Origin of the sequence: Streptomyces sp. NBC_00210, from assembly GCF_045160975.1 — a bacterium.
GTDB lineage: Bacteria > Actinomycetota > Actinomycetes > Streptomycetales > Streptomycetaceae > Streptomyces.
In genome coordinates, this window is sequence record NZ_CP108120.1 from 5,970,607 (window position 1) to 5,985,504 (window position 14,898).

The window sequence follows — 14,898 nt, forward strand, 5'->3', positions numbered from 1 at the left end:
TGCCACCGGCTCCGGTTACCTTCGGTGCATGGCAGGCACCACCAGCACCACCTCATCCGGCACCGGCTCCTTCGACGGCGCGTACGACGATGCGGCCACCGCGCGCTGGGCTCCCGAGCCGGACAAGCGCCCCGGCCGCACCGCCTTCCAGCGTGACCGCGCCCGCGTGCTGCACTCCGCCGCGCTGCGCCGGCTCGCCGGCAAGACGCAGGTGGTCACCCCCGGCACGCGCAACCTGGCCTGGGACGCGAGCCCCCGCACCCGGCTCACCCACTCCCTGGAGTGCGCCCAGGTCGGACGCGAGCTCGGCGCGGCCCTCGGCTGCGACCCCGATCTCGTCGAGGCCTCCTGCCTCGCCCATGACATGGGCCACCCGCCCTTCGGGCACAACGGCGAGCAGGCGCTCAACGACTTCGCCAAGGACTGCGGCGGCTTCGAGGGCAACGCCCAGTCACTGCGCCTGCTGACCCGTATCGAGCCCAAGCGCTTCGTCCACGACGGGACCGGCGAGCTGGTCAGCGTCGGCCTCAATCTCACCCGGGCCGTCCTGGACGCCGCCACCAAATACCCGTGGCCGCGCGGCGGGCACCCCACCGACCCCGACTCGGTGAAATTCGGCGTCTACGAGGACGACCTGCCGGTCTTCGAATGGGCCCGCCAGGGAGCCCCGCCGTACCGCAAGTGCTTCGAGGCCCAGGTCATGGACTGGTCCGACGACGTGGCGTACTCGGTGCACGACTTCGAGGACGGTCTGCACGCCGGCCACTTCGACCCCGACCTCCTCCTCGCCGAGCCTGAGCGCAGCGACATCTGGCGGGTGGCGATCGGCCGCTACGTACCGGAGGACACCGATCCGCAGGAGCTGGCCGAGGCACTGGACCGGCTCGTCGACCAGGAGTGGTGGCCGCACCACTACGACGGATCGGCCGTCGCGCAGGCCCGGCTGAAGGACGCCACCAGCCAGCTCATCGGCCGGTTCTGCCTCGCCGCCGAGGGCGCGACCCGCCAGGCATACGGATCGGGGCGGTTGACCCGGTACGCGGCCGAACTGGTAGTGCCGCGCGAGACCCGCAACGAATGCGCCGTGCTCAAGGCCGTCGCCGATCGTTATGTGATGCAGCGCGCCGAGCAGGAGGCGCTCCGCGCCGACCAGCGCATTGTGCTCGCCGAGCTGGCCGAGGCGATGACGGCCCGCGCGCCCGAGACCCTCGACCCACAGTTCCGCGCCCTGTTCGACGCCGCACCCGACGACCGGGCGCGCAAGCGGGTGATCGTCGACCAGCTGGCCTCCCTCACGGACGCCTCGGCGCGCACCCTGCACACCGACCTCACAGCCCGCCAATGAGCAGCCGGGAGGGCCGCCGAGGCGCGTCCGGGATGACACGCCCAGGGCCACTCCCTCTTCCGCCATCACGCTCCGTGCGGGACGCTCGCTGAAGGCTGCGCAGCGTAGAAGCAAAGAGGAGGCATCAAGTGGTCGACGCACATCGGACATTCGTCATCGTCGGCGGTGGGCTTGCCGGAGCCAAGGCGGCCGAGACCCTCCGCGCCGAGGGGTTCACCGGACGAGTGATCCTCATCGGTGACGAACGCGACCACCCCTATGAACGCCCGCCGCTTTCCAAGGGCTATCTGTCGGGCAAGGAGGAGCGCGACAGCGTCTTCGTGCACGAACCCGGCTGGTACGCCCAGGCCGATGTCGAACTGCACCTCGGCCAGACCGTTGTCGCGGTCGACCCTGCGGCCAAGTCCGTCCGGCTCGGCGACGGCACGGTTCTGCACTACGACAAACTGCTGCTGGCCACCGGCGCCGAGCCGCGCCGTCTGGAGATCCCCGGTACCGAGCTGGCCGGCGTCCACCATCTGCGCCGCCTCGCGCACGCCGACCGGCTGCGGAACGTACTCGCCGCGCTCGGCCGCGACAACGGCCAGCTGGTCATCGCGGGCGGCGGCTGGATCGGCCTGGAGGTCGCCTCGGCCGCCCGCGGCTACGGCGCCGAGGTCACCGTCGTCGAACCGGCAGCCACCCCCCTGCACCATGTCCTCGGCCCCGAGCTGGGGCAGATGTTCACCGAACTCCACCGCGAGCACGGCGTCCGCTTCCACTTCGGCGCCCGTCTCACCGAGATCACGGGTCAGGACGGCATGGTGCTCGCGGCCCGTACCGACGACGGCGACGAGCACCCCGCCCACGCCGTCCTCGCCGCGATCGGCGCCGCCCCGCGCACGGCGCTCGCCGAAGCCGCCGGTCTCGACATGGCCGACCGGGCGCGCGGCGGCGGCATCGCCGTCGACGCGAGCCTGCGCACCTCCGACCCCGACATCCATGCCGCGGGCGACGTGGCGGCCGCCGACCATCCGGTCCTCGAGTCCCGGCTGCGCGTCGAACACTGGGCGAACGCCCTCAACGGCGGCCCCGCCGCCGCGCGCGCCATGCTCGGCCAGGAGGTCTCCTACGACCGCATTCCGTACTTCTTCTCCGACCAGTACGACCTTGGCCTGGAGTACTCGGGCTGGGCGCCGCCCGGTTCGTACGACCAGGTGGTGCTGCGCGGAGACGTAGGAAAGCGGCAGTTCATCGCGTTCTGGCTGAAGGACCGCCGGGTGCTCGCCGGGATGAACGTCAATGTGTGGGACGTCACCGACCCGATCCAGCAGCTGATCCGCTCGGGCAACCCGGTGGACCCGGAGGCGCTCTCCGACCCGTCCGTGGCGCTCACTTCCCTCAACGGCTGACGGGAGTGTCACCGCGCCACCGTAGACTTCACGCGTGGCAGGCAGGATCAACGATGACGACGTGAAGGCGGTACGGGACGCGGTCCCGATCGACGCCGTCGTTTCCGAGTACCTCCAGCTGCGCAACGCCGGCGGCGGCAACCTCAAGGGGCTCTGCCCCTTCCACGACGAGAAGTCCCCCTCCTTCCAGGTCAGCCCGAGCAAGGGTCTCTTCCACTGCTTCGGCTGCCAGGAGGGCGGCGACACCATCGCCTTCGTGATGAAGATCGACCATCTCTCCTTCTCCGAGACGGTCGAGCGCCTTGCCGCGACGGCAGGCATCACCCTGCGCTACGAGGAGGGCGGGTACAACCCCAGCCACCAGCGGGGCGAGCGCATCCGCCTGGTGGAGGCGCACAAGATCGCCGCGCAGTTCTACATCGAGCAGCTGGAGAACGGCGCCGAGGCCGAGACGGGCCGCAAGTTCCTCGCCGAGCGCGGCTTCGACCAGGCCGCGGCCCAGCACTTCAGCGTCGGTTACAGCCCGCAGGGCTGGGACCACCTCACCCGCTTTCTGCGCGGCAAGGGCTTCAGCGACAAGGAGCTGATCCTCTCCGGCCTCTCCCAGGACGGCCGCCGCGGGCCCATCGACCGGTTCCGCGGCCGTTTGATGTGGCCGATCCGCGACATCTCGGGCGACGTCGTCGGCTTCGGAGCGCGCAAGCTGTACGAGAGCGACAACGGGCCGAAGTACCTCAACACCCCTGAGACGGGCATCTACAAGAAGTCCCAGATGCTCTACGGCATCGATCTCGCGAAGAAGGAGATCGCCAGGACCAGCAGGGCCGTGGTCGTCGAGGGCTACACGGACGTGATGGCCTGCCATCTGGCCGGGGTCACCACCGCCATCGCCACCTGCGGCACGGCCTTCGGCGGCGACCACATCAAGATCCTGCGCCGGCTGCTGATGGACAATGCCACCGCAGAGGTGATCTTCACCTTCGACGGCGACGCGGCCGGCCAGAAGGCGGCGCTGCGCGCCTTCGAGGACGACCAGAAGTTCGCCGCCGAGACATCGATCGCGATCACCCCGGGCGGCATGGACCCCTGCGAGCTGCGCCTCGCGGAGGGCGACGACGCGGTGCAGAAACTGGTCGAAACGCGCACCCCGCTCTTCGAGTTCGCGATCCGCCACAGCGTGCAGCGCCACAATCTGGAGACTCCCGCGGGCCGGGCCGCCGCGCTGGACGAGGCCGCGCCGATCGTCGCGGGCATCAAGAACATCGCCATCCAGCACGAGTCGGCGGTGCAGCTCGCCGGCATCCTCGGCATCCTCGACACGCAGTTCGTCGTCAAGCGCGTTGCACAGCTCGCGCGTTGGGCCCGTGACCGCGGCGGCCGCGGTCCGGCTCCCTCCCGCAACGCCGCACCGCAGCAGGTCCAGGCCCCGGCCGTGCCGTCCGGTCCCGCCCTCAACCTCCGCAGCCCCGCCCACCGCACCGAACGCGAGCTGCTGAAGCTGGCTCTCCAGCACCCGGAGCTGGTCTCCCCGGCCTTCGATGCGTACGGCGTCGACGAGTTCACCGCCCCGCCGTACGCCGCGGTCCGCCAGACCATCGCCGAGGCAGGCGGCGCCGAACAAGGCACCCAGGACTCCCTGGAGTACCTCGCCCGGGTCCGAGACGCCGCCGCGAACGACACGGTGCGCGCTCTGGTCACCGAGCTCGCCGTGGAAGCCGTCCACGCGAGGACCGTCGACGAGAGCTACGCCGGAGTCCAGCTCGTCCAGGTCCGCCTGCGCGCCGTCGACCGGCGCATCCGCGAGGTCCAGGGCAATCTCGCCCGCCTCGGCCAGCACGCCGACCCCGAGCACCACACGGCCGTACAGAGCGAGCTGTGGGTCCTCCAGCAGTACGCCCAGTCGCTGCGCAACCAGGGCGCGGACGCCCTTTAGGCCCTGTCCGGTCGACCGCAGATCCTGCTTCGGTAACCGCCCGGTCACGCACTGGACTCAAAAAGTCGCCGCACGCCCCTCGTGAACGCTGTGTGTCGTACCCCACACTGGGGTGCGGTGCCTGAGTCCCCGGAGCGCGGCCGGTCCACCCACCGTGGGCCTCTCACCCCCGCGGATCCGCTCATCGTGTACGGGACGGAAAGCGGCCCGGCCGCCCCCGTCCCGCTGCCGCACGCCCCCGAACCGGCAGCGATCACCCTGGAGGTCGCCCCCGTGCAGACCCAGACCCTGACCGAGACCGATACTGTCGCGGCCGTCTCCGCGCAGGTCCCCGCGCAGAGCCGGGCCGTACTTCACCCGGAGACCGTGCCCGAAGCCGTCCCGGAGACCGTTGTCGAGGATCCGGTGGAAGTGCCCGAGCCTCCGGACCCGCGGGCCGGCAGCCGAGTCGACAGCGGCCCCTCCTCCGACCTGTTCCGCCAGTATCTGCGGGAGATCGGCAGGATTCCGCTGCTCACGGCCGTCGAGGAGGTGGAGCTGGCGCGCCGGGTCGAAGCCGGTCTGTTCGCCGAGGAGCGGCTTGGCCACACCCCCGACATCGACGACTCCCAACTCGCCGTCGACCTCGACAGGTTGGTGGTCATGGGCCGGATGGCCAAGCGCCGGCTGATCGAGGCCAACCTCCGGCTCGTCGTCTCCGTGGCCAAGCGTTACGTCGGCCGCGGACTGACCATGCTCGACCTCGTCCAGGAGGGAAACCTGGGCCTGATCAGGGCAGTTGAGAAGTTCGACTACGCCCGCGGCTACAAGTTCTCCACGTACGCCACCTGGTGGATCCGCCAGGCCATGTCCCGGGCGCTCGCGGACCAGGCACGCACCATCCGGGTCCCGGTCCATGTCGTCGAGCTGATCAACCGGGTCGTACGGGTCCAGCGCCGGATGCTCCAGGAGCGCGGATACGAACCCACCCCCGAAGAGGTAGCGGTCCAGCTGGACCTGGCGCCCGAGCGGGTCAGCGAGGTGCTGCGGCTCGCCCAGGAGCCGGTCTCGCTGCATGCGCCGGTGGGGGAGGAGGACGATGTGGCCCTCGGCGACCTCATCGAGGACGGCGATGCCGCGTCCCCCGTCGAGTCGGCTGCCTTCCTGCTGCTGCGTGAGCACCTGGAGGCGGTGCTCTCCACCCTCGGCGAGCGCGAGCGCAAGGTGGTGCAGCTGCGCTACGGGCTGATGGACGGCAGGCCGCGCACGCTCGAAGAGATAGGCCGGATCTTCGGGGTGACGCGCGAGCGCATCCGCCAGATCGAGTCGAAAACCCTCAACAAGCTGCGCGACCACGCGTTCGCGGACCAGCTGCGGGGCTACCTGGACTGACACGGGGCTCCGCCCCCGGACCCCACGCCTCAATCGCCGGCGGAAATCAAGCCTGTCCGGCCATTGAGGACAACGCCCGAAGGGCGTACGGGGTCTGGGGCTCGCCCCTGTTCGGGATGGGGGTACTCCCCCTGGCTGCGCCGGGGGCGCCTCCGCCCAGGCGAAGCCCTGGGTGGGGGCGGGGCGGGGCTGTGCCCGATTTTGCGGCTCCGCCGCGTGGGCCCGCCGCACGCGCACCGCCCCCGGCCTACTCCACCTCCACCACCGCCTGCGCGAACTGCGCCGCGTACAGCCGCGCATACGCCCCCTCCGCGGCCAACAGCTCGTCATGCGTGCCCTGTTCCACGATCGCGCCGTTCTCCATCACCAGGATCACGTCCGCGTCCCGGATCGTGGAGAGCCGGTGCGCGATGACAAAGCTCGTACGGCCGTGGGCGAGCCGCGCCATCGCCTTCTGGATGAGCACCTCGGTACGGGTGTCAACCGAGCTGGTGGCCTCGTCGAGCACCAGGATCACCGGGTCGGACAGGAACGCCCGCGCGATGGTGATCAGCTGCTTCTCGCCCGCGCTCACGCCCGAGCCCTCGTCGTCGATCACCGTGTCGTAGCCGTCGGGCAGCGTACGGATGAAACGGTCGGCGTGCGCTGCTCGCGCCGCTTCCTCGATCTCCGCCCGGGTCACCTCGCGGGAGGCGCCGTACGCGATGTTGTCCGCGATGGTGCCGCCGAACAGCCAGGTGTCCTGGAGGACCATCCCTATCCCGGACCGCAGTTCTTCCCGGGACATCTTCGCGATGTCCACGCCGTCCAGGCTGATCCGGCCGCCCGTGACCTCGTAGAACCGCATCAGCAGATTCACCAGGGTCGTCTTGCCCGCGCCGGTCGGACCGACGATCGCGACCGTGTGGCCCGGCTCCACGCTCAGCGAGAGATCCTCGATGAGCGGCTTGTCCGGGTCGTAGCGGAAGGCGACCTTCTCGAGCGCGACCTGTCCGAGCGGACGCCGGGACCGCTCGCCCGTCGGCTCGTCGGCCTCCTGCTCCTCGGCGTCCAGCAGCTCGAAGACCCGCTCGGCCGAGGCGACACCCGACTGCACCAGGTTCGCCATCGAAGCGACCTGGGTGAGCGGCATCGAGAACTGCCGGGAGTACTGGATGAACGCCTGCACATCGCCGATCGACAGCGCGCCGGACGCGACCCGCAGCCCGCCGACGACCGCAACCAGCACATAGTTGAGGTTCGACACGAAGAACATCAGCGGCTGCATGACCCCGCTGTTGAACTGGGCCTTGAACCCCGCCTCGTACAGCGCCTCGTTCTGCTCGGCGAAGTCCTTGGCCGACTCGTCCTGCCGCCCGAAGACCTTCACCAGCGCATGGCCGGTGTACATCTCCTCGATATGGGCGTTGAGCTTGCCCGTGGACTTCCACTGCTGCACGAAGTGCGGCTGCGAGCGCTTGCCGATCTTCGTCGCCACGAACACCGACACCGGCACCGTCACCAGCGCGACCAGCGCGAGCAGCGGCGAGATCCAGAACATCATCGCCAGCACGCCCACGATGGTCAGCAGCGAGTTGATCAGCTGGCCCATCGTCTGCTGGAGCGTCTGCGAGATGTTGTCGATGTCGTTGGTCGCCCGGCTGAGCACCTCGCCCCGCTTGGCCCGGTCGAAGTACGACAGCGGCAGCCGCGACAGCTTCGCCTGTACGTCCTCGCGCATCCGGTAGACGGTCCTGTTGATCACCCGGATCGACAGCCGCGTCGCCACCAGCATCAGCAGACCCGCGGCCAGATACACCACCAGCGCCACCAGCAGCACATGGCCCACGGCGGTGAAGTCGATGCCGTCGCCGGGCGTGAAGCCCACGCCGGACAGCATGTCGGCCAGCCCGCCCTGGTCCTTGTCCCGCAGGCCGGCGATCGCCTGTTCCTTGCTGGTCCCGGCCGGCATCTCCCGGCCGACGACCCCGGCGAAGACCAGGTCGGTCGCCTGCCCCAGAATCTTGGGCCCGACCACCGCGAACGCGACGCTCAGCACACCCGCCGCGAGCATCACCCACAGCGTCATACGCTCGGGAGCGAGCTGCCGCAGCAGCCGCTTGCCCGAGCCCTTGAAGTCCATGGACCGCTCGACGGGGCCCATCATCATCCGTCCGCCCGGCCCGCTCATGCGGCCTCAGCCTCCGTCAGCTGCGAGAGCACGATCTCTCGGTAGGTCTCATTGCTCTCCATCAGCTCGTGATGGCGTCCGCTTCCCACGACCTGCCCCTCGTCCAGGACCACGATGCGGTCCGCGTCACGGATGGTGGACACCCGCTGGGCGACGATCACCACCGTGGACTCGGTGATCTCCCGGGCCAGCGCCCCGCGCAGCGCCGCGTCCGTCGCATAGTCCAGCGCGGAGAAGGAGTCGTCGAAGAGATAGATCTCCGGGCGTTGCACCAGCGTCCTGGCGATCGCGAGCCGCTGCCGCTGGCCGCCGGAGACATTGGTGCCGCCCTGCGCGATCGGCGCGTTCAGCCCGCCTTCCAGCTCCCGTACGAAGTCGGCGGCCTGCGCCACTTCCAGCGCCTCCCACAGTTCCTCGTCGCTCGCGCCGGGCTTGCCGTACCGCAGATTCGTGGCCACCGTCCCGGAGAAGAGATACGGCTTCTGCGGAACGAGCCCCACCGTCTTCGCCATCAGGACGGGATCGAGCTCGCGCACATCGACGCCGTCGACGAGCACCTCGCCGCCGGTCACGTCGAACAGCCGCGGTACGAGCCCGAGCAGCGTCGACTTTCCGCTGCCCGTGGACCCGATGATCGCGGTCGTCTCGCCGGGCCTGGCCACCAGGCCGACGCTGCGCAGCACCGACTCCTCCGCACCCGGATAGCGGAACTCCACGTCCCGCACCTCCAGATGCCCGCGACGGCGCAGCTGCCGCACCGGCTCGGCCGGCGTCACCACGCTCGAATCCGTGCCCAGCACCTCCTCGATCCGCTCGGCGCAGACCTCGGCGCGCGGCACCATCATGAACATGAAGGTGGCCATCATCACGGCCATCACGATCTGCATCAGATACGCGAGGAACGCGGTCAGCGCGCCGATCTGGATCGCGCCGCTGTCGACCCGCATGGCACCGAACCAGATGACCGCGATGGACGACACGTTCACGACCGTCATCACGGTCGGGAACATCAGCGCCATCAGCCGCCCGGTGGACAGGGACACATCGGTCAGCTCGGTGTTGGACCCGCGGAAGCGCTCCTTCTCGTACTCGTCACGGACGAAGGCACGGATGACGCGGTTGCCGGTGATCTGCTCCCGCAGCACCCGGTTCACCGTGTCCAGACGTACCTGCATGGTGCGGAACAGGGGCCGCATCTTCTTGACGATCAGCGACACCGCGATGCCCAGCACCGGCACCACCGCGAGCAGCACCGCCGACAGCGGCACATCCTGGCCGAGCGCCATGATGATGCCGCCGACGCACATGATCGGCGCCGACACCATCAGCGTGAACGCCATCAGGGCCAGCATCTGCACCTGCTGGACGTCATTGGTCGTACGGGTGATCAGCGACGGCGCCCCGAAGTGGCCGACCTCCCGGGCGGAGAAGCTCTGCACCCGGTCGAAGACGGCGGCCCGGACATCGCGGCCGAGCGCGGCGGCCGTCCGCGCTCCGTAGAAGACCGCTCCCATGTTGCAGAGCACCTGGACGATGCTGACGGCGATCATGAGAGCGCCGACCCGGAGGATGTAGCCGGTGTCCCCCTCGACAACACCGTTGTCAATGATGTTCGCGTTGAGGGTGGGCAGATAGAGGGTGGCGCTGGTCTGCAGGAGCTGGAGCACCACCAGCAGGGCGATGGGTTGTCTGTACGGACTCAGGTGAGTCCGTAGTAGTCGTATCAGCACACGCTGTCTCTCGTCGGCAAGATCTGGGGTCACCCCAATCTTCCGACACTCCACCCCTGGAACCTCAAGCCATTAATTCAAGGCAGGGTCAAGATGTCATGGGTCAGGATGGCGGGTTGAACGCCCCGGGGTGGATCTGGTCCCGCGTCGCTCCGTACTGCTGGCGCACCGCCTGACCCACCGCCAGCTCGTCACCCGGCTCGAAAATCTGCGCGGCCGCGCCCTGCCAGGCCGGCGGAGCGGCCGGCGACAGCGTCCCCTGCGAGACGCCGAGCGCCCATGCGGCCTGCCGGGCCGCGCCCAGCGCCGCATAGTCGGCGGGCTGCGGAACCACGACCTGCGCCCCGAAGATCGCGGGCGCCGCGGCCTGCACGGCGGGCAGTTCGGCGGCCGCACCCAGCAGAAAGACCCTGCGTACCTCGACCCCGCGCCCGCGCAGCACGTCCATGGCGTCCGCGAGCGAGCAGAGCATGCCCTCGAAGGCGGCCCGCGCCAGATGCTCGGGCTTCATCGACTCACGGCGCAGACCGCTCAGCGTCCCTGCGGTGTGCGGCAGTTGAGGGGTACGCTCGCCCTCCAGATACGGCAGCAGCACAAGCCCCGACGCACCGGGCGTCGACTTCATCGCCAGCGCGGAGAGCTCGTCGAGTCCCTCGGCCCCCAGCAGCTCGGCCGCGCCGCGCAGCGCCCGTACGGCATTGAGCGTGTGCACCACCGGCAGGTGCATCCCGGTCGCATCGGCGAACGACGTAATCAGCCCGCTCGGGTCGGCCAGCGCCTCATGGTGCACGGCCATCACGGAGCCCGATGCGCCCAGCGACACCACCGCGTCGCCGACCGCGACGCCCAGCCCGAACGCCGCCGCCATCGTCTCGCCGGTCCCGGCGGAGATCAGCAGTCCCTCGGGCGTCGTCCCCGCCGCTTGGGCAGGTCCGAGCACCTCGGGCAGCGCGCACTGGTGCCCGAGCGCGAGCTCCACCAGATCGGTGCGGTACGAGCCGGTACCCGCCGACCAGAAGCCGGTGCACGAAGCGCCGCCGCGGTCGGTGGTCCTGCGGGCCGGCCGGCCGAGCAGCTGCCACACCAGCCAGTCGTGCGGCTGCATGACTCCCGCGACGCGCTGCGCCGCATCGGGTTCGGAGCGCGCCATCCAGCGCAGCTTGGCGACCGGCTGCGCGGCCTGCGGCACCGAGCCGACGGCCTCGGCCCAGGCCTGCCGCCCGCCCAGCGCATCGATCAGATCGGCGGCGGCGACCTGCGCCCGCTTGTCGTTGCCGAGCAGCGCGGGCCGTACGAGATTGCCCTGCGCGTCCAGCGTGACCAGGCCGTGCTGCTGTGCGGAGACGCCGATGGCCTGCACGCCTTCGAGGAGCCCGCCGGCCGCCGCGTCACCGAGCGAGAGCAGCCACGCCTGCGGATCGATCTCGGTGGCCTTGGCCTCGACGGGGTGCGGCGCGTATCCCTGGCGCAGCACGGCACCCGTGTCCGCGTCACAGACCACGATGCGCGTGAATCCAGACGAACTGTCCAAGCCGGCGACTATCCCCATGTCAAAGATTCTGCCGCACCGGCGGGGGTATCACGTCACGTGTTGGTGGTTCCCCAGTCGTCCTCACCGCTCGCGGTCCGCTCCCGCAAGGAGCGCACCCGCTCGGCCACGGAGTCGGGCACCCGGTCCCCGACCTTGTCGCTCACGGCGTGGAAGGCCTTGCCCGCCGCCTGGCGGCCGTTCTGGGCCGCGGCCTCGGCGGCATTGCGCACAGCGGGATTCTGGGAGAACTCGCGCACGGACTTCTTCAGCTGTTCGTACCGCTCGCGCCCGGCCCGAGTGCCGAGCACGTAGCCGAGGGCGAGTCCAAGGACGAACGTGACCTTGTACCGCATGACTGCCACCCTTCCCTTGCGTCGGTGCAGGCCGCCTACCCGTCGTGGCCCGTGATCACCCGGGCCCATACCGATTGGCGGAGCACCCCCCTGCTTGCGCTAATGTATGTGTCGCAGCGAGCACACGCCCTCCGGGACGCCCCGGGTAGGTACGTTCGGTGCACACGCAGCAATCCCCTGTAGCTCAATTGGCAGAGCAGCCGGCTGTTAACCGGCAGGTTACTGGTTCGAGTCCAGTCGGGGGAGCGCGATCCCCTGTAGCTCAATTGGCAGAGCATTCGGCTGTTAACCGGAGGGTTGCTGGTTCGAGTCCAGCCGGGGGAGCAGCTATCGGAAGAGGGCCCCTCGGGGTCCTTTTTCATGTGTCCTGGACGTGCTCCGACGATCTTCTTCGCGACTTCTGGAACCGGGCAGGGGGCAGCGCAGTCCTCATGGTTGTGCGTTGCCGACCATCCGAGGCAGGAGATCGTATGAGCGGCTATGCTGCGGCAGACGGCGCGCACATTTGTGCGCGACGCGCCGTTAGGGGCGGTAGCTCAGCCGGTTAGAGCAGCGGACTCATAATCCGTCGGCCGTGGGTTCGAGTCCCACCCGCCCCACTGCGCGCTACGCGTGGAGAAACGATCTGACCAGCGTCTTCGCTGGTCGGACGGATCTTGTTGGTGATCGTGACGACCCGCTTCTGCCGTTGTCCACCCAGTGTGTGGACAGTGTGTGGAGAGAGGCGGCAACGACACGCCTCAACCGCGTGTTCCTACGCGGCTTCCTGGCCCTGTCGCTCGTCCGCGCAGTCGCCCTTCTGGGCTGGCTCCAGCCAGCCAGGTACATCGGATGCAGTGACGCGGCCGATCACGAAGCGCACCAAGGTGAGGTGCTGCCGCTGATCCGCAAGTACAGCCGCGTGCAGATTCTCGACTCGGACCAGCTGCAAGCTGCCTTCGGTGCAGTGCTCGCGCAGCCACTTCTCTGCGGCCCCGCAGCCTGCTCGGGAGAGCGCACGGGGGCTCTGGTCTCCCGCAGCACTTCGCCGTCGTGCCGAAGCAGGGCGCCCACCGCCCAGAGGTCGCCGTAGCTCGCCGCATGGGCGTACACGATGGCCAGCCCGTCCCTAAACGCACTCTCCGGGATCTTCAGCGCCTGATGCACCCTGATGGCTTCGCTCGCTCCGAGGAAGTGCGGCGGTGCGCCCCCGGCATCGCCGCCGCCTCCGCACGCAGCCTGGCTCGCGATTACGCCCGCGCCCGCGGAGCCTGGAGGCACCCCCTCGACACCGGCCTGTGTCACACCTTCGACCTCGAGGACCAGGCCATCATCGCAACCGCCCTGCAGACGGCGTTCGACACGCCGCAGCCCTTGCCGGCACTCCTCACATCCCTGCGCGTCCAACTCACCGAAGCCGTCGAGCAGGACGCCCGATGACCGGCCCCGCTACCCAGCAGGAGCAGACCGTTCTGCTGCTGCGTCTCGCAGGACCCCTGTAGGCATGGCATGACAGAAGCGCCTCCGCGAGACCCGTTCCGAGCCCACCAAATCCGGCGTCATCGGTACCTCGCTGCCGCAGCCGGACGAGAACGTGGCGAGCCCCTCGACAACCTCGTCCCGCTTCGCCTTGGAGTACGCGTCGACCAGCCCGGAACGCTACTGCGCGACTACCACACCGTCAGCGACTACCGAGGCCGCCCATTGCCACAAGGAGGCTTCTCCGCCAAGGGCATTCAAGAGCCCACATCCCCCGCGAAGCACACCCACATCACTACCCGCTACTACCTGCAGGACGCCGTCTTCGTAGCCGCCGTCGCCGGCCCTCGAGACCTGGTGGAGATCAGTGGATCTTGCCGGTCAGCCGGTCAGCCGGTCAGCGCGCAGGCGTAGTGGTGCAGCCCCTGTGTCGAACCCGGTGGAGGCGCATTGCGCCACCCTCGAGGTAGGCAGCTAACGTGAGGAAATTCGTGGGGCTACACCCCCGGTCAAAGAGGGCGGGCCGCTCCCGTCGGTGAGGCTCTCCGCTGTGTGCTGGTACGTCCCCCGCAGCTGCCTGTGTCGAGCAGCCGATATAGTCCTCAGCCGGTCCAAGAGGGTGGCCTGAAGCCGCCCATTCTCAGAGCCTGGACGGTGCAAAGACGAGGGGCGGGGCGTGCATATCCGTTGCACTGCACGGTACTTGGACACCCGGCACGAAGTGCGGCCGACGACGGCCGCCCGGGCACGGCAGGCTGCGGAACATCCGAGGAGGTGGCTTCGCATGACGGGAGCGTCACCGACATCGCGCAGATGTCCGCGGGAAGGTGATCGCGGGGGTGGAACGGATAGCGAGTCTTGAAGTCGTAACCTCGCTCAGCGCCGGCGTCCGCGGCCCCTGGGGGACCATCCAGACCCCACGCCGCCCGAGTGCACAGCGAGGAGGGCAAGCCCGACAAGCATCAGACTCGTCGGGCTGAAGATCACCTCGGTCGACGTCTCGGTGACGTGAATGACGAAGGCGATGACGAAGAGCACGGCGGCCGCGAATGCCAGCATCTGACTTCTCCTGCCCATGGACGGCGAACCACACGTGATCCCGGTGGCTGCGCCGCTATCGGTCGTCTTCCCTGCTGAGGGTCAAGCATTCGTGCGAATCATGGACCGGTGGTGCAGACGAGTCCGCGCCCGGCGCGGCAACGCTGGAGGCCTGAACGACCGTGCCTCCTTGATTTGCGGGCGCATCCTGCGCTTCGCGCTGCCGGTCCGCTGACCTGGCCCGGACGAGCCTCCTGACGTCGGCTTTCACTGGTGGCCGTGGGCGGATCGGCTACCGCCGCCGACGGCGAAGCTGAGGATCCAGATGGCCAGGAGCAGGACCGCGGCGTACCACAGGATCAGCATCGGGATGCCGAACCCGAGCAGAATCAGTAGGAGAAGAAGAATCCACAACAGCATGGCTGGGCCTCCAGGTGCGGGAAATTTCCAGCGTCCCGCGGGGTCCCGGCGAACGGGACGACGAGGACTTCGCCCGGAGAGTCCGAAGCGTCGTAGCCCTGCGTCATCGTCAGTCAATGCTGGGCAACGTCTGCTATCAACGGGCCAGTAGGACCGGG

The 14,898-nt window shown here is 69.2% G+C and carries 11 protein-coding genes, 3 tRNA genes and 1 pseudogene; 9 read left to right on the plus strand and 6 right to left on the minus strand.

What is annotated here, in order from left to right; genetic code table 11:
- Positions 1-28: 28 nt before the first annotated feature.
- The 4 genes from OG729_RS26920 (at position 29) to OG729_RS26935 (ending at position 6,040) form a co-directional block, all read left to right on the plus strand.
- Complete coding sequence (locus tag OG729_RS26920) at positions 29-1,345, plus strand: deoxyguanosinetriphosphate triphosphohydrolase (RefSeq protein WP_405808393.1); 1,317 nt, start codon at positions 29-31, stop codon at positions 1,343-1,345.
- Positions 1,346-1,473: 128 nt separating this feature from the next.
- Positions 1,474-2,736 (plus strand): NAD(P)/FAD-dependent oxidoreductase, encoded by a 1,263-nt coding sequence (locus OG729_RS26925; RefSeq protein ID WP_405808394.1) that lies wholly within the window; start codon positions 1,474-1,476, stop codon positions 2,734-2,736.
- A 34-nt stretch (positions 2,737-2,770) separates the two neighbouring features.
- Positions 2,771-4,669 (plus strand): DNA primase, encoded by a 1,899-nt coding sequence (gene dnaG / locus OG729_RS26930; protein ID WP_405808395.1) that lies wholly within the window; start codon positions 2,771-2,773, stop codon positions 4,667-4,669.
- A 117-nt stretch (positions 4,670-4,786) separates the two neighbouring features.
- Positions 4,787-6,040, plus strand: coding sequence for a sigma-70 family RNA polymerase sigma factor (locus OG729_RS26935; RefSeq protein ID WP_405808396.1), 1,254 nt, complete (start codon positions 4,787-4,789; stop codon positions 6,038-6,040).
- A gap of 247 nt (positions 6,041-6,287) precedes the next feature.
- On the opposite strand, the gene OG729_RS26940 is transcribed toward OG729_RS26935, so the two are convergent.
- The 4 genes from OG729_RS26940 to OG729_RS26955 form a co-directional block, all read right to left on the minus strand.
- Positions 6,288-8,210 (minus strand): ABC transporter ATP-binding protein, encoded by a 1,923-nt coding sequence (locus tag OG729_RS26940; RefSeq protein ID WP_405808397.1) that lies wholly within the window; start codon positions 8,208-8,210, stop codon positions 6,288-6,290.
- Entirely contained in the window at positions 8,207-9,940 is a 1,734-nt protein-coding gene (locus tag OG729_RS26945; protein ID WP_405811301.1) for an ABC transporter ATP-binding protein, read from the minus strand. The genes OG729_RS26940 and OG729_RS26945 overlap by 4 nt, the downstream gene beginning before the upstream one ends.
- Positions 9,941-10,043: 103 nt before the next feature.
- Positions 10,044-11,489: an FGGY family carbohydrate kinase gene (locus tag OG729_RS26950; RefSeq protein WP_360879721.1), complete on the minus strand. Its 1,446-nt coding sequence runs from the start codon at positions 11,487-11,489 to the stop codon at positions 10,044-10,046.
- A gap of 35 nt (positions 11,490-11,524) precedes the next feature.
- A complete protein-coding gene (locus OG729_RS26955) occupies positions 11,525-11,824 on the minus strand; it encodes a YtxH domain-containing protein (RefSeq protein ID WP_360879718.1) in 300 nt (99 codons plus the stop codon).
- A 173-nt stretch (positions 11,825-11,997) separates the two neighbouring features.
- On the opposite strand from OG729_RS26955, the gene OG729_RS26960 reads away from it, so the two are divergent.
- The 5 genes and pseudogenes from OG729_RS26960 to cas5e form a co-directional block, all read left to right on the plus strand.
- Positions 11,998-12,070, plus strand: a tRNA-Asn gene (locus tag OG729_RS26960).
- Between the two features lie 5 nt (positions 12,071-12,075).
- Positions 12,076-12,148 (plus strand) — tRNA-Asn (locus OG729_RS26965).
- A gap of 201 nt (positions 12,149-12,349) precedes the next feature.
- Positions 12,350-12,423 (plus strand) — tRNA-Ile (locus OG729_RS26970).
- Positions 12,424-12,964: 541 nt separating this feature from the next.
- Positions 12,965-13,243, plus strand: a complete 279-nt coding sequence (locus OG729_RS26975; protein ID WP_405808398.1) for a hypothetical protein — start codon at positions 12,965-12,967, stop codon at positions 13,241-13,243.
- Positions 13,240-13,642, plus strand: a pseudogene (gene cas5e, locus OG729_RS26980) (type I-E CRISPR-associated protein Cas5/CasD); the annotation flags it as partial. The gene OG729_RS26975 and the pseudogene cas5e, both read left to right, overlap by 4 nt.
- A 516-nt stretch (positions 13,643-14,158) precedes the next feature.
- Here cas5e and OG729_RS26985 read toward each other — a convergent pair.
- Both OG729_RS26985 and OG729_RS26990 read right to left on the minus strand, forming a co-directional pair.
- Positions 14,159-14,341, minus strand: a complete 183-nt coding sequence (locus OG729_RS26985) for a hypothetical protein (RefSeq protein ID WP_360879662.1) — start codon at positions 14,339-14,341, stop codon at positions 14,159-14,161.
- Positions 14,342-14,587: 246 nt separating this feature from the next.
- Positions 14,588-14,740 carry a hydrophobic protein gene (locus OG729_RS26990; RefSeq protein ID WP_360879659.1) on the minus strand — a complete coding sequence of 51 codons (153 nt, stop codon included), beginning with the start codon at positions 14,738-14,740 and terminating at the stop codon, positions 14,588-14,590.
- Between the last annotated feature and the right edge of the window lie 158 nt (positions 14,741-14,898).